This is a genomic window from Nocardia sp. NPDC058176, assembly GCF_042883805.1.
Lineage (GTDB): Bacteria > Actinomycetota > Actinomycetes > Mycobacteriales > Mycobacteriaceae > Nocardia.
Genome location: NZ_JBHVVA010000004.1, coordinates 104,646 through 122,749, shown reverse-complemented (window position 1 = coordinate 122,749; position 18,104 = coordinate 104,646). Strand labels below are relative to the sequence as shown.

Below are 18,104 nucleotides of genomic sequence, written 5' to 3'. Positions count from 1 at the left end.
CCTATGCCAAGCAGGGCGAACAGGAGCATAGTTGCGGTGTGAGTACCACTTTCGACACTGCCGTCATCGACAACGCGCTCGCCGACCTCACACAGGGGGAAAAGACCTGGGCGGCGACCGACCTGCGTCGCCGCCGCGAACTGCTCGACGAACTCCACGCGCTGACCGCCCGCGATGCCGAGGCCTGGGTCGCCGCCGCCCGCACCATCAAGCAGCTCGATCCCGACAGCCCGCTGGTGGGCGAGGAGTGGATGTCGGGCCCGATGACGATGCTGGGCGGGGCGAAGGCGCTCAGCGATTCGCTCGCCGCCCTCGAGCAGGGCGCAAGCCCTCTTGACGGTGTCGAGTTCGGTGCCGCGCCCGGTGGCCGGATCACGGTGCCCGCGCTGCCGCACGGCATCTACGACAAACTGCTGCTGAGCGGATTCAGCGCGGATGTGTGGCTGCGTCCCGGTGTCGACGGCGCCACCGCGCGTCGCAAGGCCGGGCTCGCCCAGCTCGACCCTGCCGCGACCAAGGGCGTCGGCGCGGTGCTCGGCGCGGGCAACATCATGTCGATCGCGCCGCTGGACACCCTCTACGAGCTCTACGCCAACAACCGGGTGGTCGCGCTCAAGCTCAACCCGATCACCGATCCGCTGCTGCCGGTGTTCCAGGCGATCTTCGCGCCGTTCATCGAGCTCGGCGTGGTGCGCATCCTCACCGGTGGCGCGCCCGAGGGCGGGTACCTGGTGAACCATCCGCAGGTCGCGCACGTGCACATGACCGGCGGCGCGCCCACCCACGACGCGATCGTCTGGGGCCGGGGCGAGGAAGGCGCGCGGCGCCGGGCCGAGGGCAAGCCCGCGCTGGACAAGCCGATCACCTCCGAACTGGGCGGGGTCGCGCCGGTCATCGTCGTCCCCGGCGAGTGGAGCCCGGCGGATCTGAAGTTCCAGGCCGAGCACGTGGCCACCCAGCGTCTGCACAACGGCGGCTACAACTGCGTCGCCGCGCAGACCGTGGTGCTCAGCGCCGACTGGCCGCTGAAGGACCAGTTCCTGACCGAGCTGCGCGCGGCGATCGATCAGGCGCCCACACGGACCGCCTACTACCCCGGCAGTGCCGACCGCGTCGCCGGTGCGCTCGAGAGCTACCCGGATGCCGGTCGCGCCAACGGCCGCGTGCTGGTGGAGAACCTGCCGACCGCCGATACCCCGCTGCTGCAGACCGAGTACTTCTCGCCGGTCCTCGGCGTGGTCGAACTGCCCGGCTCCGGCGCCGAATTCCTCGGCAACGCGGTCGACTTCGCCAACGACGAACTGATGGGCACCCTCGGTGCCAACATCATCGCCCACCCCGGCACCATCAAGGCGCTCGGCGCGAAACTCGACGCTGCCATCGAGAAGCTGCGCTACGGCACCGTCGCGCTCAACGCCTGGACCGGCCTGGCCTTCCTCACCCCGCGCGCGAGCTGGGGCGCCTTCCCCGGCCACACCCTCGACGACATCCAGAGCGGCGTCGGCGTCGTCCACAACGCCTTCCTGCTCGACGATGTCGAACGCACCGTGGTCCGCGGACCCTTCCGCCCCGCCCCGCGCGCGATCCTGGCGGGCGAGTTCACCCTGAGCCCGAAGCCGCCGTGGTTCGTCTCCAACAAGACCGGCACCTCCACCGGCCGCAAGCTGACCGATTTCTACGGCGACGGGAAGATCCGACGGCTCCCCGGCATCTTCGCCTCCGCCCTGCGCGGCTGAGCGATAAGTGGCGTGGTCGTGGCACAGCCGCGACCACGCTGCCATGATGGACCGCGATGTCCGAAGAGCAGAGTGACCAAGAGCAGGGATCCGAGACCGCGTCGCGTGGCCGCGTCGCCAGTTCGCTGCACCTGTCGGCGACGAAGTTGCGGTGGGGGCTGCTGATCGGCGCCCTCGGCGCGGTGATCGCCGCGATGGTCACCATGACGGTCAGCGGTTTCGACACCGACAAGGTCGAGGCGCACTCCCCCGGCGCCGAGCCCGTGGTCAGGGACAAGGAGTTCAGCAGCGCCAACGCGGGCGACTGCCTGAGCTGGACCAAGCCCGACCGCAGCGACCTGGTGAAGGTGAACTGCGCGGACAAGCACCTGTTCGAGGTGGCCGGGGTGATCGATCTCAGCGCCTACCCCGGCCGCGAGTTCGGCGAGGGCACCCGGCACCCCGATTCGCTGCGGATGACCGAGCTCAGGGACGAGCACTGCGTGTCGGCCGTGCAGAAGTACGTGGGCGGACGCTTCGACCCGCGCGGCCGGTACATGGTGAACGTGATGTCGCCGAGCCCGGCGGGCTGGCAGCACGGCGACCGCACGCTGCGCTGCGGCGTGCAGGTCGCGGCCACCACGGCCAGTCCGGCTTCGGCCGGCAGCATCCTCGAGCAGGACCAGTCCAAGGTGCACGCCAGCGGAACCTGCCTCGGCATCAACCAGAACCTGCCGACCGATCCGGTCGACTGCGCCCAGCCGCACTCGGTGGAGATCGTCGGCACGGTCGACCTGGCGGCCAATTTCACCGGCGGACCGCCGTCGGAGGCCGATCAGGACAAGTACGTCGAGTCCGAGTGCAACCGGCTCTCCACCGAGTATCTCGGCAGCCCGGAGGCCATCCGCAACAAGACGCTGACCCTGTTCTTCGATTATCTGGAACCGGCCAGCTGGCTGGCGGGCAGCCAGAAACTGGACTGCTGGCTCGGAAAGGGCGCCGACCGTGAGGGTTTCGCGCCGATCGTCGGTTCGGCGCGCGGGGAGATCCTGATCGACGGCCAGGCCCCCGTGCCGCCGCCCAACACCGGCCGCTCCACCCCGGCCCCGCTGCCGGGCGCCGCACCGCTGCCGCCGCAGCCCCAGCCCAGGTGAGCGCACCGGAGCGGATGCCGGCCGAGCGGTTCGAGGAGCTGGTCGGCGACGCGCTCGACCTGATCCCGCCCGAGCTCACCGACGCCATCGACAACGTGGTGATCCTGGTCGAGGCGCGCAACGACGAGGAGCCCTCGCTGCTCGGGCTGTACCACGGAATCGCGCTCACCGAGCGAGACAGCTACTACGCGGGCTCGCTGCCGGATACCATCACCGTGTATCGAGAGGCTATTCTCGATATCTGCAACACCGACGACGACGTGGTCGAAGAGGTCGCGATCACCGTGATCCATGAAATAGCACACTATTTCGGGATTGACGACGACCGGTTGCATGAGCTGGGATGGGGCTAGCGAGATTGGGTGGGGGATCGATGGAACCGAACGACCCGCTCGCGCGTCCTATCACTCGTAGGGGGAATTCTCGTGGTTCCCGATAGTCGCCACCAGAAGGAGTCGGGTCATGGTTGGACACATTTCCGTCACGCCTGAAATCGTCCTCGCCGCTGCCGTCGAGCTGGATCTGCTCGCCGACCGCCTCGCCGCCGTCGCCGCCCTGGCCGGGCCGACCACCCATGTGCTGCCCTCGGGCGCCGAAGAGGTGTCGTTGCTCGCCGCCAATCACTTCAACAAGGCGGCGGGCACCCATGACGCGGCGATCGCGCAGGCCATCCTCGAGCTGCATCACGCGGCGGCCACGATCCGCTCGCAGCTGAGCACCCACATCGGGCAAGACGGGGTCCGCGGCGCGGTCATCAACGCCATCCAGGTGTAGCCCGCCCTCCGATCCGTCGACGAGAATCCATTCAGGGGAGAAACAAGCATGACCGCAGGGATCACCGGGGTGTTCTGGCTGCCTCGCATGGCAGAGTTCAACTCCACCACCCTCAACGCGGGGGCGCGCGCGATTCCGATCTCGGCCGCCGCCACCTCGTGGGGCACGCTGACCGCGGCCTGGGGTGACGCCTCCTTCACCCTCACCCGCGTGATCGCCGAGGTAGGCGTCGGCCTGCAGGGTGTCAACGGCCTCGCCGTGCTCGCCAAGCTCGCGCCCTTCCTGGGCTGGACGGCCCAGCAGGGCGCGCTGGCCGCGGCCATGGGCACCAAAGCCGCCGCCAACGCCACCGCCTACACCGTCGCCTCGATCGCGATGCCGAGCCTGCCCGAGATCATCGCGACCAACGGCGCGGTCGTCGCCTCGGCCAACCCGGCCGGTGCCGCCTCCGGCGCGTTCGCCGCCGCCGAGGTCGCCAAGAGCGCCATGGACATCCGCGCCGCGCTGGTGATGGAGACCTACGAGGCCGCCACCACCGCCACCGTGCTGACGCCCGGTGAGTTCCAGCAGCCGCCCTCGATCGCCAGTGGTGCCGGGACCGCACAGGGCGACTTCGGTGGCGACCCGATCCAGACCGCGGTCGCGGCGGCCCAGGCCTTCGTCACCAACCCCGGTGTGGTCAGCGCGGCCACCCAGGCCGCGAATGTCGCGGGCGGTGTGGTCACCAGTGGGGTCGGCACGGTCGGCAACATCGGCGCCACCGCGCTGTCGGCCGCCACCAGCGGGGCCACCATGCCCGCCGCCGCGGCTCCCGCCGCGATGGGTGTCGGCGCGGTCGGTGCCGCCGCCGGTGGTCTGGCGACCACCTCGGCCGGTGCCGCGCTCGGCGGACTCAAGCTGCCCGACGGCTGGGGTGCCCCCGCGGCCAGCGCACCCGCTGCCGCGCCGGTCGCCGATTCCTCGGCCGCCCGTGTGGACAGCGCCGCGCGTCCGGCCGCGTCCGGCGCCAACCCGCTGATGGGTAACCGCGCCGCCACCAAGGGCGAGGACGACGACGAGCACGACGCCATCGACTACGGCAGCTCGAACGAAGCCTTCACCGACGGCCGCTACGCCGCGGAGGGCGTGATCGGCGCCGATCTCGCCGGGACGGCCAAGTGACGGTTCTGGGCGGGGGCAGCGGAGGTTCGCTGCTCGAGGCCGTCGTGCTCTCGCTCGACGACATGCAGCACCTCCTGGAGACGCTGCAGTTCGACGAGATGCCCGTGGTGCTCGACGCCAAGGGCCGGTACGACAACGTCACCGACCACGACGCCGCCATGAAGGTCGCCGAAGCCGCGCTCGCCGAACGCGAACTGCTGTTCGGCGACGTGGTGGCGCCCGAGCTCGCCGAGCGCCTGCGGGTGCTCTACCGGCCGCAGTGGGTCATCGAGATGCGCTGGGTGGTCGCGGGCCAGGTCAACCGATTCTGTCTGGCGCAGGGCGAGGACCGTGCGGTCGTCGCCCTGCGCGGGCCGACCTCCTACGTCATCGACGATGCCGGTCTGGATCTGCCCGGCGCGGTGCTGCAGGCGCTCGGGCCCACCGAGGCGCTCGAGCTGTACGGACTCAACGCGCCGACCGACGATCTCGCGCCGCTGTTCAACGACACCGGTGACGCGGCCGCCACCGCGCAGCGCCTGAGCAAGGTCGGCAACCCGTCGACCGACGCCCAGGTGCTCGCCTCGGCGCTGGTGGAGATCCACTCCTACGCCGAGATCGTCGGCATCGCCTACGGTGACGGCACCCGCGAGATCCAGGACAACCACATCGCCGTGTTCAACACGCGCGGTGGCCGATTCATCATCACCGCCAGCGTCGCCGACGACGGGGTGAAGTGGTCCTCGATCGCCACCGGCAGTCCGGCGCGCCTGCGCACGGCGGTGGCGGACCTGATCGAGTCGCTGCCGGTGCGCGCGGACTTCCCGATCGCACGCGCCGACCGCCCGAGCTGACGCCCGCGCCGCCGACGCCTCACCCCATCGGGTCGTCGGCGGACGGCTCGGCCTTGACCGTGAACGGTGGGGTGAACCGGCCCCACCGAATGCACTCCCAGCCGCCGTCCTCGGTGGGGAGCAGCTCGATCGTCTCGGTGTTGTCGAGGTGGTTGTTCGTCGTGAACGGCGGCGCGACGCCCGAGAGCGCCTTGCCGACCAAACGCATTGCGGCGCCGTGGTTCACGACCAGCACATCGCCGTCGGCCTGGCCGGTCAGGAACTCCTTCCGCAGCCCGTCGAGCACCGGCAGGATCCGGTCGAGCACGTCGCGGCCGGACTCACCGCCGGGTGTCCTGATGTCGAGCTCGCCGAGGTGCCAGCCGCGGTAGACCTCCTGGAACAGTTCGTGCGCGGCCCGATCGGACCGTCCGTGCAGTTCACCTACCTGCACTTCGAACAGGCCGTCGAGCACCTGCGCGCCGATCCCGGTCGCCTCCTCGATGTGACCGGCGGTCTGCCGGGCCCGCAGCGCCTCCGAGGTGACCAGCACCTGCGGCGGGCGGATCAGCCCGGCGCCGAACGCCTTCGCCTGCGCGATACCGCGTTCGGTCAGCGGCAGGCCGGGCACCTGGGTGTCGAGGATGCGCGCGACGTTGCCTTCGGTCTCGCCGTGGCGAACCAGCACCAGTTTCGGACGGGTGATCATAGGTCCGCGACCCCCTTTCGCAATTGTGTCAACCATTCTGCCGCCGGTTCGTCCGAGGGCGGCGGGGTACCGACCGTCGCCGAGGCGGGCCACGAGCCGAGATACCGGATGCGCGCCGTGCGGTGCAGCGCCTTCAAGGTCTCGGCCACCGCCGGATCGTCGATGTGGCCGACACAGTCGAGATAGAACCGGTAGGTGCCCATCCCCGTACGGGTCGGCCGGGATTCGATGCGCGTGAGATCGACGCCGCGGGTGGCGAATTCGGCGAAGGCGCGCATCAGCGAGCCGGGTTCGTTCGGCAGTTCGAGCACGATCGATGTGCGGTCGGCGCCGGTGGCCTGCGGGGCGACGCCGGGGCGGGTCACCAGGACGAACCGGGTGATCGCCTGCTCGTGATCGGCCACCTGGTCGGCCAGCACCGTCAGGCCCAGCCGCTCGCCCGCCAGCGCTGTCGACACCGCCGCGTCGGCGGTCCCGGCGGCCACGTCCTCGGCGGCGGCGGCGTTCGACGCCGAGACGAACGGGCGCGCCTCGGGCAGATTCCGCGCCACCCACTCCCTGACCTGCGCGGCCGCCACCGGATAGGCCGCCAGCGTGCGCACCTCGGCCAGGGACGTGCCCGAACGCGCCAGAATCGTGAAGCTCACCTCGAGCTCGGTCTCGGCGACGATCTGCAACCGCGGCCCGATGGCCAGCGAATCCAGCGTCGCCGGAATCGACCCCTCCACCGAACTCTCGATCGGCACCACCGCACCATCGACCGCGCCAGAGCGGATCAGATCCAGCGCCGCCCCCTGACTGGGCGCGGCGACGCGCTCGACCGGACCGTGGAAGGCCCCCGAGTTCTCGAACTTCACCAGAGCCATCTCCGTGAACGTTCCGGAAGGCCCGAAATAAGCAATAGACGGCACGGCGCAATTTTAGCGGCTGGCGCCGCGGGGTTTTCGACAGTGGAGAGTCAGGCGTCCAAGACCTGCAGCGCCTCACGCACCTGTTGCTCTGCCGGTGTTTCTATGGCGAGCAAGACGTTGCGGGTGGCTTCGATGGCTGCTGGTTTGAGGGACTTCAGGAAGGTCAGGTCTGGGGTGGTCAGGGCATTCGGGATGTCTTCTCCGCAGAGGGCGGCTACGGTGGCGGCTACGACGGCGAGGGCGCGGGGGCCGCTGGTGGTGACGGCTACGAAGCCGTGGTCGGCGTGGGCGATTCCGGCGAGGTAGGCGGCGAGGTCGGGGTCGGGGATGTCGACGTCGACGCGCTCGACCGGGTCGGGTGTGCCGCCGGTGGGGCGGACCAGTCCGGCCACCAGGCTGCGGCGGGCGGGGGCCGACAGACTGACCAGGACGGGCTCGGCGGTGGGGGTGCGGTGGTCGTCGCCGTGGTCGTCGTGCGTCATCGGACCACCGTAGATCCACATCGTCACGTGATTCGCCGCGGTGTCCTCTTGCGTAGAGCGGGTTTGTAACTTAGCTTAGGTTTACCTAATCGACAGTTCGCGGAGGTTTTCATGTCGAGCCCCACCACGATTCTCGCGCCGACCACCGCCGAGCGTGTTCGCAGTGCGTGCTCGCACGCGGAAACGGCGGTGCTCGCGCTCCCCGGCATCGACCCGGTGCCGACCACGCTGCACCACCTGCGCCGGTGCGGTGACGCGGTCGTCGCCGTCCCCGCCACCTCGCTCGCGGCCGCCCTCGCGGCGACGGCGAACGAGACCTCGGCGGTGCTGGAACTGACCGATCACGCGCCGCTGCCGCTGCGCGAACCGGTCAGGGCGCTGGTGTGGCTGCGCGGCTGGGTGCGCCAGGTGCCGATGCAGGCCCAGCGCGCGCTCGCGGTCGAGATCGCCAAGGAATACCCGCATCCGGGCCTGCTCGACGTCGGCCACGGGGTCACGCTGCTGCGGGTGGTGGTGAACTCGGCGGTGCTGGCCGACACCTCCGGCGCCGAATCGGTCGACCACGCCGACCTGCGCGCGGCCACCGCCGACCCCTTCTGCGAGATGGAGGGCGCCTGGTTGCAGCACATGGCCGAAGACCACGCCGATGTCGTCGCCCAGCTGTCGCGCCACCTGCCCACCCGGCTGCGCGGCGGCATGGTGCATCCGCTGGCCATCGACCGCTACGGCCTGACCCTGCGGGTCGAGGGCCCCGAGGGCGATCACGACGTGCGCCTGCCCTTCGCCACGCCCGCCGATGACATCGAATCGCTGAGCAAGGCCGTGCGCATCCTGGCCGGTTGCCCCTTCCTGAACGGCCTGCGCCGCATCTGATCTCCGGCGGGTACCGGCCCACGAACCGGTCCCGGCCACGATCGCTGCTTACACTGCGCGGCATGCGCGTCGATCCTCCGGACACCCAGCTGAGCGAGCGGGACAGGTTCGGTCTTCGAGTCGAGATCGCGGTCGTACTGTTCGTGACCTTCGGGTTGAGCGGGATCAGTGCCGGTCTGTCCCTGCTGGATTCGGCGATCTCGCCGGGCGGGCTCGGCGGGCGGACGGTGGCGCTCAACGCTTCCCGGTCGAACAACTCGTTCATCGATCTGCTGTTCCAGCTCGTCGGGATCACGCGACTGCTGGCCTGGGCAGCGCTGGGGTTGTACCTGTTGTGGCGCAGCGGAATCGGGCCGCGGCTGATCGGGCTCGCGCGGATCCGGCGCGCGGATGTGCTGCCCGGCCTCGTCCTGGCCGCGGTGATCGGACTGCCGGGACTCGCGCTGTATCTGATCGCGCACGCGATGGGGGTGAGCGTCACCATCGTGCCGAGTTCGCTGTCGGAACACTGGTGGCGGTTGCCGGTGCTGATCCTGTCGGCGTGCGCGAATTCGGTGGCCGAGGAAGTGGTGGTGGTGGCCTATCTGATCACGCGGTTGCGCAAACTCGGTTGGTCGGAGAACGGTTCGCTGCTCGCCTCGGCGCTGCTGCGCGGCAGCTATCACCTCTATCAGGGCCTCGGTGGTGGTCTCGGCAACATCGTGATGGGGCTGATCTTCGGCCGATACTGGCAGCGCACCAACCGTCTCTGGCCGCTGATCTTCGCGCACGTGCTCATCGACGCGGTCGCGTATCTGGGCTACAACGTGCTGCGCGGACGGGTCGGCTGGCTGCCATAGACACGGCGTGTCGCGGCGAGTTTCGCCACACCACCGCGTTTCACGCTAACGCGGGGGCTCGCGCGGGGTATCCAGTAGTGACCCAGCGCGCATCCACGGATCGCGCACCCCACGATCAGTAGAGTTTTCTGGTGATGAACGGCGACGACCCCCGCGGGGATGCTTCCAGGCGCCGGGTGCCGCCGCCCTCGGGCCGCCCCGGCGAGCCTCCCCTGCCGCCGGGTCGTGCTCCCGCGCCGCGCCCGGGCCGCCCGCTGCCGCCGGGCAACGATCCGACCGTCCGCCACGGCGGTCCCCCACCGCGTCGGCCGCTCCCGCCCGAGGGCGCCTACCCCCGCAACGGGAATCCGCCGCCGCGTCGACCCCTGCCCCCGGACGGTCCGACCGTGCGGCACGGCCAGCCGCCCGCGCGTCCGGCCTCGCACATCGAACCCACCCAGGTCCTGCGCCGCGACGGATCGGGCGATCAGCCGCTGGCCTACTCGCAGATGCCGCGCGAGCACGTGAAACCCCGGCAGCAGCACGCACCGCCGCAACGTCCGGTGCCCCATCGCGAACCGGTCCGGCACGCGCCGACCCAGCGGCCGGTTCCCCATCACGACAGCCTGCCGCCCCGGCGCACCCCGCCGCCCGGCGACGCAGGCCGTCAGCCCATGCCGCGGCGACGCCGCAGACGTCATCCGTTCCGGTGGTTCATGCTGGTCGTGGTGCTGGTGATCGTCGGGCTGGTGGCCGGGATCGTGCACCTGGACGGCGCGCTCACCCGGATCGACGCGCTCACCTCCTACACCGACCGGGTCGGCAACACCCCCGGCACCAACTGGCTGCTCGTCGGCTCCGACGGGCGCGGCGATCTGTCCTCCGAGCAGGAACAGGAACTGGCGACCGGTGGCGACACCGGGCCCGAACGCACCGACACGATCATGCTGGTGCACATCCCCAAGTCCGGGCCCACCACGATGGTGAGCCTGCCGCGTGACTCCTATGTGAGCATTCCCGGCTACGGCAAGGACAAGCTCAACGCCTCCTTCGCCTTCGGCGGCGCACCGCTGCTGGTCCAGACCGTCGAACAGGCGACCGGGGTGCGCATCGACCACTACGCGCAGATCGGCTTCGGCGGGTTCTCCGGTGTCGTCGACGCGCTGGGCGGGATCGAGATGTGCCTGGACGAACCGATCGTCGACCCGCTGGCCGGGCTGGATCTGCCCGCGGGCTGCCAGGAGCTGTCCGGCCCGCAGGCGCTCGGGTTCGTGCGCACCCGCGCGACGCCACGCGCCGATGTGGACCGGATGAACAACCAGCGCATGTTCATGTCGGCGCTGCTGAAGAAGGCGACGAGCACCTCCACCCTGGTCAATCCGTTCGCGCTGTGGCCGATGGCCACCGGGGTGGCCGGTTCGCTGAAGGTCGACGAGGGTGACCACATATGGAACCTGGCCGCGCTCGGCTGGGCGATGCGTGCCGACACCGTCACCACGACCGTGCCGATCGCCGGCTTCGACGAGACCGATGTGGGCAGCGTGCTGCTGTGGGACAAGGCGCGGGCCTCGGATTTCTTCGACGCGATCGCCAAGGATCAACCCATCCCCGAGGAACTGCTGACCCGGTAACGTCGATGGCATGGCCGAGGACCGTTCGTTCACCGAGCTGCTGCGCGACCAGATCCGGCACGGTTTGACCACCGCGCAGCAATATCTGTCCGCGGCCGTCTATTTCGACGGCAGGCGCCTGCCGCAGCTGGCCGAACAGACCTATGCCCGCTCGGCCGAGAACCGCGGGCACGCGCTGCGCATGGTGCAGTACCTGCTCGATCGCGACGTCGCGGTCGCGATCGGCGGGCTCGACGAGGTGCGCTCGGAATTCGATTCCCCGCGGGACGCGATCGCCTTTCTGCTCGATCGCGAACAGGCCACCACCGCGCAGATCAGCGCGCTGGCCGCGACCGCGCGCGCCGCGAACGATTTCCTCGGCGAACAATTCATGCAGTGGTTCCTGGCCGAGCAGGTCGCCGATGTCGCCGAGATCACCACACTGCTCGCCGTGCTCGACCGGCAGGGAAACCTGTTCGATGTCGAGGAATTCATTCGCCGGGAACTGTCCGGAGCAGCGACAACGGACAGCACCGCACCCCGAATTGCCGGTGCGACTTAGGAAATACTTGGTTAGGGAATACTGTCCTCAATAAGGCTGCACTTGGATGACAACCCCTTGTGACCAGGGCTAATGTGGCCAACATGTCGATTCATCCGGAAGCCCCGCGCAGCAAATTCCATACGTTGCTCCAAGATCAGATCCGGCATGAGTTCAATGCCGAGCATCAGTACATCGCCATCGCGGTGTGGTTCGACAACGCCGATCTGCCGCAGCTTGCCAAGCGCTTCTACGCGCAGTCGGTGGAAGAGCGCAATCACGCGATGATGATCATTCAGTATTTCCTCGACCGCGATATCACCGTCGACGTCTCCGGCATCGACGCGGCCAAGTCGCAGTTCGAGAACGCCAGGGAGCCGATCGCCCTGGCGCTCGCCCAGGAGAAGACGGTCACCGACCAGATCATCCAGCTGGCGAGCACCGCCCGCGAAGAGGGCGATTACCTCGGCGAGCAGTTCATGCAGTGGTTCCTCAAGGAGCAGGTCGAGGAAGTCGCGAGCATGACCACGCTGCTCAACATCGCCGACCGGGCCGGTGCGAACCTGTTCGACCTCGAGGCCTTCATGTGGCGCGAGCTGAGCACACCGAAGGACGCCTCGGGCGCGCCGTCGGCCGCAGGCGGCAGCATCTAACGGTCACACCAGGATGCGGCTCGCGGGCAGCGAGCCGCATCCGGCGTGTGCTCACCAGCCGGAGCCGGAGCCACCCGAGCCGGTGTTGGCAAGAATGGTGCCGATCACGATCTGGGCGAGACCGGCGACAGACCCGAGAAATTCCACGATGCCCTCTTACTTTCCTCATGACCGATTGTTCGGCTGGCTCGAAAGCTAGCCGAACAGATCAGTGAAAGAGGCGCATTTCATAAAGTTCAGCGCAGGGTGACCTGGCGCGACCGCAGGCCGTCGCGCGAGCGGCGTTCCTCGCCGGTCATCGGCGCGTCCGAGGCGAGTGCCTCGGCAAGGCGCGTCCCGAATTCGCGGGCCGGTCCTTCCCATTCGGTCGGGTGCAGTTCGGGATCGAGGTCGAACACCGGGACCAGCAGGCCGTGTGTCCGGAACGAACCCGCGAAGCGCGAGCCCTCGCCCAGGTGCAGGCCACCGGCCGCGTGCAGGCGGGCCAGCGCCAGCATCAGCGCGTCCTCGTCCTCGGGGCGCACCCAGCGCACGTGCGCCTTCTCGCCCGCGTCGACCCACCAGGCCGCGCCGACGGCATCCGGGCCCAGATCCAGGCGCGCCGAGGGCATGATGGCCTGCTTGGCCTGCTCGATCGTCGCCGCCACCTGCGCGTCCGGGGTCACGCCCTCGGGCACCCACCAGTCGAAGTCCTGGTGCACGGTCAGTTCCAGGTCGGCACCGGGATCGATGACATCGGCCAGGCGCGGCCCGCCCTCGGCGGAGTCGGCGGACTCCAGCGACTCGCCGGGCTCGGCCGACTGGGTCCACAGGATCGCCGCGGCGATGTCGGTGGACGGGTCAGTGCCCTGGAACTGCATCTGCGTGCCGACGAAGCCGACCGGCTCGTCACCGGCGCGCACCAGCGCGGCCACCGCGCCGGGCAGCACCGTCGCCAGGGTGACCTCGCGCTGCGCGGCCACGCCGGGCACCAGCTTCAAGGTCGCGGTCGCCGACGGCACGAACTCCCGCAGCGCCACCAGATCACATTCGGCGGCAAGCCCCTCGAACGGCCGCGTCACGGCCGCGGATGCCTGCTCCTGCGCCGCACGCCGCTCGGCGAGACGCTGAGCCCGATTACTGTCGGGCTTCGGACTGTTCCGCTTGCTTTTACCCACGCACCGGAGTTTATGGTGCGCCGCCTCACACCCCTGCCAGCAGGGCCTTCGTGCGGCCGGGGTGGTTCGTCGCGACCCAGCTGACGCCGAGGTCGGCGCACAGTTTCACGTCCTCGGGATCGTCGACGGTCCAGCAATAGGTGGCCCGGCCCGCGGCGGCGGCCTTGTCGACCAGTTCGGGGTGTTCGCGCAGGGTTTTCACCGACGGGCCGACGGCGGTCGCGCCGACGGTCGTCGCGGCGGATCCGCCGAGGAAGCGGGAGGACTCGCCGAGCAACACGGTCGGCAGCAGTGGCGCGGCGCGCCGGATCCGCCAGACCGCGGTCGCGGCGAACGACATCACCACCGCGCGGGAATGGTCGGCCGAGGCGGGGGTGGCGATGCCGAAGCGCTGGAGTTCGGCGAGCACCTTGTTCTCCACCAGCGCGCCGTAGCGCACCGGGTGCTTGGTCTCGATGAACAGTTTGGTCGGCCTGCTGCGCCAGTCGAGGACCAGGCCGATCAGGTCGCTGAGGGCGAGCACACCCGATGGCGCGTCGGCGGTGCCGAAGTTCATCTCGCGCAGCTCGTCCAGGGTCAGTTCGCTGACCAGGCCGGTGGCGTCGGAGGTGCGGTCGACGGTGCGGTCGTGCACGCACACCAGGTGCCCGTCGCGGGTCAGCCGGACGTCGCATTCGACGCCGTCGGCGCCCTCGGTGAGCGCCAGCTCGTAGGCGGCGAGGGTGTGCTCGGGGCGCGCCGCCGACGCACCACGGTGCGCGACCACGAACGGCGCGCGATTGCCCTGGGTCACTTGGCCACAACCTCCTCCTGCGTATTCTCGCCCGGTGCGGCGGAATCCGCGCGCTCCGGCTCATCCTGCCCGGTCACCGGCGCCGCGGGCGCGACCGGGGCGATCACCACCTCGGCGGGATCCGACGCCAGCACCCAGCGGTGCGCCGAGCGCGGCGCGCCCCGCAGATCGCGGCCTTCGAGCAGCCGGACCGTCCACAGCGTGAGCACCGCGAACGCCGCGGCGCACAGGTCGGTGAAGGCGGTGAAGGAGACGCCGTCGGCCTCGGCCTGCAGCGTGCCCGCGTCGCGCCACACGGTCGCGATGACCAGCAGCACTCCACTGAATACCCAAGCGGCCCACCAGATACGCACCGCGCGCAGGGCTCGCGGGTCCGGGTCGGGGCCGAGCAGTTCGGTGAGGAACACCCCTGGCCAGAGCAGATTGGCCCCCGGCACCAGACAGCCCAGGATCAGGCTCCAGCGCCGTCGTGGATCACGCCCGCCGTGCGCGGCGAACGCGGCCGCGCGCGCTTCGATCAGCCAGGCGACCAGGGCCAGCGCCGTCGCCAGCGCGAGGAGCGGGGCCAGGATGCCGAAGACGAGCACGGTGGCATCGGAGATCCACAGCAGCCAGCCGGGGATGAGCCGGGTGCGGTTCTGCAACAGGATCAGGTACCGGCCGTACTCGGCGAAGCCGGCGAGCACGAAGGCCAGCGCGGTCGAGGCGAGCAGCAGATCGCGCGCGGCCGCGATGCCGCGCAGTGGACGTGGTTTCGTCCCGGCGGGGGCGGGCGGCGGATCGAGCAGGCCCCAGCGCGGGGTCTGGGTGTAGTGCGGGGTCGGGCCGAGCGGGGCCGGTGTGGTGGTCGGCGCGGCGCGGCGGGTGCGGTGGTCGGGCCTGCGGGCGACCCAGCGGTAGTTGCGCTGGGTGGCGGGCGCGTCGACCCGGCCGGGCGAGAGCAGCACGCCGCGGCAGCGCGGGCACCAGTGCATCGGCGCACCCTGCACGGCCCATCGCGCGCCACAGCGGGCACATGGTTGCACCACCGAACTCACCCGCGCACCCCGTTCCGGACTAGTAGATCTTGGCTTCGTGCTCGCCGTCGGCGACCACGGGACGACCGGTCTGCTGCCAGGCGACCATGCCACCGGCCACGTTCACGGCCTCGTACCCGATGTGGGCCAGGTACTTGACCACCTCGATCGAGCGGCCGCCCTGCCTGCAGACGATGTAGAGCTCGGCATCGATGTCGAGCTCGTCGAGGCGGGCGGGCACGTCGACCATCGGGATGTGGATCGCGCCGGGCGCGTGCCCGAGCTCCCATTCGTCGGGTTCGCGCACGTCGAGCAGCTGGGCGCCGGGGGCCGGTTCCGCGTGGTCGAACGCGGCGGGTACCTCACCCACCGGCACCGTGGGGACATCGGAGCTCGTCACGCCTCGATCCTGCCATGCCGCCGACGACGCGGGGCTGGGCTGGGCGAGCTCGGTGGCCTGATCCCGGTTATCCACAGAATCCACAACTTGATCCACAGGTCTCAGCTATCAGTCAGCACACAATCGTGAGGCAAGGGCTATCACGGGAGGTCGCACCGGGAGAGCCAGCCGGGAAACGACCGATCCGGGACTCCCCTCCATGTCATCCCGGAGCGGTCGTTCGCCGCTGACGTCGGGATTCCGCGGTTGCATCGGTCCCGACATCTACTTGGACGCGAGCCGACCCGTTTCGGTTCCATAAAAACGACATCACTAGTGAAAATCCTAAATCCTGGGATCTGGGCGGTCGGATCGGTAGCCTGGGCGCATGAACACGAGCAGGGGGCTACTCGACAGTTTCGACATCAACGGCCTGAACACCGCTTTGTCCGAATCCACCTGTCTCGGGGTAGAAGTGGACACCGCGGCCGGACGGCTGCAACTCGCGCTGGAGGTGCTGACGCTACCCACCGACGGACCCGCACCCACCGACACCAAAGTCCTGCTCACCTTCACCGGAGTCACCCGGGTGGCCGCCTCCCTGCGCATCCAGCGCTGGGACGACATCGACCCCCGCGTACTCCCCCTCACCCTCGACCAGCTCGACGAGGCCATCGAGAGCTTCGGCGGCGGCGGGCTGCACGGCTGGGAGTTCATCGACCTCGACGACAGCGGCTGGACCCTGTGGAGCGAGCTGCTCAGCTTCGACACGGTGCTCGACCAGCGCATCGCCGCCCACGTCATCGAGTTCTCCCAGGAGGAGGGCATCGACCCGCGCGAACTCGACGTGCGCGTGTGGTTCGACAAGATCACGGTGACCGACCTGGCCGGGCAGGAGATCCCGATGGCGGAGTTCATCGAGGGTGGCCGGCGCTGGTGGGCCGCGCACGACTCCGGCGACGCGCGGGCGTCCAAAGCCGATGTGGCGCCGCCCCTGTGAGTGCCGGCGTGGCACCACCGCGATGAGTTTCGTGGCGCGCACCGCCGGATTTCCGTCTCGGTGAGTTCAACGGGAATGCGTGGGCGGCTGTGGTCAGTTGCACCGGGCGGGTGTACGAATGATGGTTGGTGTGCTCGATCGGATGGGCGCACACAGCCCGACACAGGAAAGGGACAACGTGGCCGAGTACACGCTGCCGGATCTGGATTACGACTACAGCGCACTGGAGCCCCACATCTCGGGGCAGATCAACGAGATCCACCACTCCAAGCATCACGCCGCCTACGTCGCGGGCGCCAACGCCGCACTGGAGAAGCTGGAAGCCGCCCGCGAGGCCGGCGACCACGCCGCCATCTTCCTCAACGAGAAGAACCTGGCGTTCCACCTCGGTGGCCACACCAACCACTCCATCTGGTGGAAGAACCTCTCCCCCAACGGTGGCGACAAGCCCGAGGGCGACCTGGCCGCCGCGATCGACGACCAGTTCGGTTCGTTCGACAAGTTCCGCGCCCAGTTCACCGCGGCCGCCAACGGCCTGCAGGGCTCCGGCTGGGCCGTCCTGGGTTACGACACCCTTGGCCAGAACCTGCTGACCTTCCAGCTGTACGACCAGCAGGCCAACGTGCCGATCGGCATCATCCCGCTGCTGCAGGTCGACATGTGGGAGCACGCCTTCTACCTGCAGTACAAGAACGTCAAGGCCGACTACGTGACCGCGTTCTGGAACGTCGTCAACTGGGCCGACGTGCAGGACCGCTTCGCCCGCGCAGTCTCGCAGGGCAAGGGCCTCATCTTCGGGTAAGAGCCTTTTTCGACGGGCCCGGGTGCGTTCATCGCACCCGGGCCCGTTGTCGTTTTGCCCGGTTAGCACTCATTGGTACTTGTGTGCCAGATGGGTTTGGGGTTATTCCTGACATACACCGGGCAGCGCCGCCCCCTGGCATCAGGAGGCCATCATGACGACTCAGGGTCCGATCGGGATCACTCCGTTCCAGGCGCGCGGTCAGCTGTGCGGGTTCGTGGTGTCGGGGCGCTGGCCCGATACCACCAAGGAATGGGCGCAGGTGCTGGTCCTGGCGGTGCGGGTGGCGTCGATGCCGGGGCTGCTGCTGACCTCGACGGTGTTCGGGGTGCGCGAGGAGCTGCCCGACGATCCGCAGCCGGGGACGGTCGGGCTGGTGCTGGCCGAGGGGCCGGTGCTGGGTGAGGAGGCGATCGAACCGGGTCGCTTCGCCGCGCATGTGCCGCCCGCGCTGCTGATGCTGCATCCGCCGTCGGAGACGCGGCCGTCGCTGCCCGAGTGCGTGGGCGCGGCGTCGGGGTGTGTGCTGTTGCCGGGCGTGCCACATCTGGGCCTGGAGCATCGGGCCGCCTGGGCGGAGGCGGAGCTGGACGGGACGGTCACCTCGCTGGTGAGCCGGGTCGGGATGGATCTGATCAGCGATCCCGACACCGCGGTGCTCGCGATGTTGCTGGCGGCCTGAGACTTTCACGCCACCGGGTTGGCGAACGGCTGGCAACGGTCCGCCGGACCCCTCGAATGCGG

Annotated in this window: 21 protein-coding genes; 14 read left to right on the top strand and 7 right to left on the bottom strand. The window is 69.6% G+C overall.

Going from position 1 to position 18,104, the window contains the following annotated elements; all coding sequences use genetic code 11:
• Positions 1-38 precede the first annotated feature (38 nt).
• The 6 genes from ACFVVM_RS21935 (at position 39) to ACFVVM_RS21910 (ending at position 5,637) form a co-directional block, all read left to right on the top strand.
• On the top strand, positions 39-1,736 hold the full coding sequence (locus ACFVVM_RS21935; RefSeq protein WP_387621199.1) for an aldehyde dehydrogenase family protein: 1,698 nt from the start codon (positions 39-41) through the stop codon (positions 1,734-1,736).
• Positions 1,737-1,792: 56 nt separating this feature from the next.
• On the top strand, positions 1,793-2,869 hold the full coding sequence (locus ACFVVM_RS21930; RefSeq protein ID WP_387621197.1) for a septum formation family protein: 1,077 nt from the start codon (positions 1,793-1,795) through the stop codon (positions 2,867-2,869).
• 14 nt (positions 2,870-2,883) lie between these two features.
• Positions 2,884-3,222 (top strand): metallopeptidase family protein, encoded by a 339-nt coding sequence (locus tag ACFVVM_RS21925; RefSeq protein WP_387622307.1) that lies wholly within the window; start codon positions 2,884-2,886, stop codon positions 3,220-3,222.
• 109 nt (positions 3,223-3,331) lie between these two features.
• Entirely contained in the window at positions 3,332-3,643 is a 312-nt protein-coding gene (locus tag ACFVVM_RS21920; protein WP_387621194.1) for a PE family protein, read from the top strand.
• A gap of 48 nt (positions 3,644-3,691) precedes the next feature.
• Positions 3,692-4,804, top strand: coding sequence for a PPE domain-containing protein (locus tag ACFVVM_RS21915; RefSeq protein ID WP_387621191.1), 1,113 nt, complete (start codon positions 3,692-3,694; stop codon positions 4,802-4,804).
• Positions 4,801-5,637, top strand: coding sequence for an ESX secretion-associated protein EspG (locus tag ACFVVM_RS21910; protein WP_387621188.1), 837 nt, complete (start codon positions 4,801-4,803; stop codon positions 5,635-5,637). The genes ACFVVM_RS21915 and ACFVVM_RS21910 overlap by 4 nt, the downstream gene beginning before the upstream one ends.
• Before the next feature lie 19 nt (positions 5,638-5,656).
• On the opposite strand, the gene ACFVVM_RS21905 is transcribed toward ACFVVM_RS21910, so the two are convergent.
• Genes ACFVVM_RS21905 through ACFVVM_RS21895 form a run of 3 tightly spaced genes read right to left on the bottom strand, consistent with a single transcriptional unit; the run spans position 5,657 to position 7,718 of the window.
• Positions 5,657-6,325, bottom strand: a complete 669-nt coding sequence (locus ACFVVM_RS21905; RefSeq protein ID WP_387621185.1) for a histidine phosphatase family protein — start codon at positions 6,323-6,325, stop codon at positions 5,657-5,659.
• Positions 6,322-7,236, bottom strand: coding sequence for a prephenate dehydratase (gene pheA, locus ACFVVM_RS21900; RefSeq protein WP_387621182.1), 915 nt, complete (start codon positions 7,234-7,236; stop codon positions 6,322-6,324). Before pheA ends, ACFVVM_RS21905 begins: the two co-directional genes overlap by 4 nt.
• A 47-nt stretch (positions 7,237-7,283) precedes the next feature.
• Positions 7,284-7,718 carry a hypothetical protein gene (locus ACFVVM_RS21895; RefSeq protein ID WP_387621180.1) on the bottom strand — a complete coding sequence of 145 codons (435 nt, stop codon included), beginning with the start codon at positions 7,716-7,718 and terminating at the stop codon, positions 7,284-7,286.
• A 111-nt stretch (positions 7,719-7,829) separates the two neighbouring features.
• Here ACFVVM_RS21895 and ACFVVM_RS21890 point away from each other — a divergent pair, with 111 nt between their 5' ends.
• The 5 genes from ACFVVM_RS21890 to ACFVVM_RS21870 all read left to right on the top strand — a co-directional run bounded on the left by ACFVVM_RS21890 (position 7,830) and on the right by ACFVVM_RS21870 (position 12,213).
• Positions 7,830-8,591, top strand: a complete 762-nt coding sequence (locus ACFVVM_RS21890) for a DUF2470 domain-containing protein (RefSeq protein ID WP_387621177.1) — start codon at positions 7,830-7,832, stop codon at positions 8,589-8,591.
• Positions 8,592-8,653: 62 nt separating this feature from the next.
• The gene (locus tag ACFVVM_RS21885) at positions 8,654-9,430 is read left to right on the top strand and encodes a type II CAAX prenyl endopeptidase Rce1 family protein (protein WP_387621175.1); all 777 of its coding nucleotides are present in this window, start codon (positions 8,654-8,656) and stop codon (positions 9,428-9,430) included.
• A gap of 134 nt (positions 9,431-9,564) precedes the next feature.
• Positions 9,565-11,040: an LCP family protein gene (locus tag ACFVVM_RS21880; protein WP_387621172.1), complete on the top strand. Its 1,476-nt coding sequence runs from the start codon at positions 9,565-9,567 to the stop codon at positions 11,038-11,040.
• A gap of 10 nt (positions 11,041-11,050) precedes the next feature.
• Positions 11,051-11,581, top strand: a complete 531-nt coding sequence (locus ACFVVM_RS21875; protein WP_387621169.1) for a ferritin — start codon at positions 11,051-11,053, stop codon at positions 11,579-11,581.
• A gap of 83 nt (positions 11,582-11,664) precedes the next feature.
• Positions 11,665-12,213, top strand: coding sequence for a ferritin (locus tag ACFVVM_RS21870; protein WP_387621167.1), 549 nt, complete (start codon positions 11,665-11,667; stop codon positions 12,211-12,213).
• A gap of 236 nt (positions 12,214-12,449) precedes the next feature.
• On the opposite strand, the gene ACFVVM_RS21865 is transcribed toward ACFVVM_RS21870, so the two are convergent.
• From ACFVVM_RS21865 to ACFVVM_RS21850, 4 genes are all read right to left on the bottom strand, one after another.
• Positions 12,450-13,370, bottom strand: coding sequence for a DUF5926 family protein (locus ACFVVM_RS21865; RefSeq protein WP_387621164.1), 921 nt, complete (start codon positions 13,368-13,370; stop codon positions 12,450-12,452).
• Between the two features lie 25 nt (positions 13,371-13,395).
• Entirely contained in the window at positions 13,396-14,163 is a 768-nt protein-coding gene (locus ACFVVM_RS21860; protein WP_387621161.1) for a glycerophosphodiester phosphodiesterase, read from the bottom strand.
• A complete protein-coding gene (locus ACFVVM_RS21855; protein ID WP_387621159.1) occupies positions 14,160-15,137 on the bottom strand; it encodes a DUF4328 domain-containing protein in 978 nt (325 codons plus the stop codon). The genes ACFVVM_RS21860 and ACFVVM_RS21855 overlap by 4 nt, the downstream gene beginning before the upstream one ends.
• Before the next feature lie 82 nt (positions 15,138-15,219).
• A complete protein-coding gene (locus ACFVVM_RS21850; protein WP_387622306.1) occupies positions 15,220-15,579 on the bottom strand; it encodes a rhodanese-like domain-containing protein in 360 nt (119 codons plus the stop codon).
• 367 nt (positions 15,580-15,946) lie between these two features.
• Here ACFVVM_RS21850 and ACFVVM_RS21845 point away from each other — a divergent pair, with 367 nt between their 5' ends.
• From ACFVVM_RS21845 to ACFVVM_RS21835, 3 genes are all read left to right on the top strand, one after another.
• Positions 15,947-16,558, top strand: a complete 612-nt coding sequence (locus tag ACFVVM_RS21845) for a hypothetical protein (protein WP_387621157.1) — start codon at positions 15,947-15,949, stop codon at positions 16,556-16,558.
• A 178-nt stretch (positions 16,559-16,736) separates the two neighbouring features.
• Positions 16,737-17,360, top strand: coding sequence for a superoxide dismutase (locus ACFVVM_RS21840; RefSeq protein ID WP_387621155.1), 624 nt, complete (start codon positions 16,737-16,739; stop codon positions 17,358-17,360).
• A gap of 154 nt (positions 17,361-17,514) precedes the next feature.
• Positions 17,515-18,042 (top strand): peptidase, encoded by a 528-nt coding sequence (locus ACFVVM_RS21835; protein WP_387621152.1) that lies wholly within the window; start codon positions 17,515-17,517, stop codon positions 18,040-18,042.
• Positions 18,043-18,104 lie beyond the last annotated feature (62 nt).

Coding starts and splice junctions, on each gene's coding strand:
- ACFVVM_RS21920 (WP_387621194.1), top strand. CDS start 3,332: ATGGTTGGACACATTTCCGTCACGCCTGAAATCGTCCTCGCCGCTGCC.
- ACFVVM_RS21915 (WP_387621191.1), top strand. CDS start 3,692: ATGACCGCAGGGATCACCGGGGTGTTCTGGCTGCCTCGCATGGCAGAG.
- ACFVVM_RS21905 (WP_387621185.1), bottom strand. CDS start 6,325: ATGATCACCCGTCCGAAACTGGTGCTGGTTCGCCACGGCGAGACCGAA.
- ACFVVM_RS21835 (WP_387621152.1), top strand. CDS start 17,515: ATGACGACTCAGGGTCCGATCGGGATCACTCCGTTCCAGGCGCGCGGT.
- ACFVVM_RS21855 (WP_387621159.1), bottom strand. CDS start 15,137: ATGCACTGGTGCCCGCGCTGCCGCGGCGTGCTGCTCTCGCCCGGCCGG.
- ACFVVM_RS21890 (WP_387621177.1), top strand. CDS start 7,830: ATGTCGAGCCCCACCACGATTCTCGCGCCGACCACCGCCGAGCGTGTT.
- ACFVVM_RS21925 (WP_387622307.1), top strand. CDS start 2,884: ATGCCGGCCGAGCGGTTCGAGGAGCTGGTCGGCGACGCGCTCGACCTG.
- ACFVVM_RS21895 (WP_387621180.1), bottom strand. CDS start 7,718: ATGACGCACGACGACCACGGCGACGACCACCGCACCCCCACCGCCGAG.
- ACFVVM_RS21845 (WP_387621157.1), top strand. CDS start 15,947: ATGAACACGAGCAGGGGGCTACTCGACAGTTTCGACATCAACGGCCTG.
- ACFVVM_RS21930 (WP_387621197.1), top strand. CDS start 1,793: ATGTCCGAAGAGCAGAGTGACCAAGAGCAGGGATCCGAGACCGCGTCG.
- ACFVVM_RS21880 (WP_387621172.1), top strand. CDS start 9,565: ATGAACGGCGACGACCCCCGCGGGGATGCTTCCAGGCGCCGGGTGCCG.
- ACFVVM_RS21885 (WP_387621175.1), top strand. CDS start 8,654: ATGCGCGTCGATCCTCCGGACACCCAGCTGAGCGAGCGGGACAGGTTC.
- ACFVVM_RS21875 (WP_387621169.1), top strand. CDS start 11,051: ATGGCCGAGGACCGTTCGTTCACCGAGCTGCTGCGCGACCAGATCCGG.
- ACFVVM_RS21870 (WP_387621167.1), top strand. CDS start 11,665: ATGTCGATTCATCCGGAAGCCCCGCGCAGCAAATTCCATACGTTGCTC.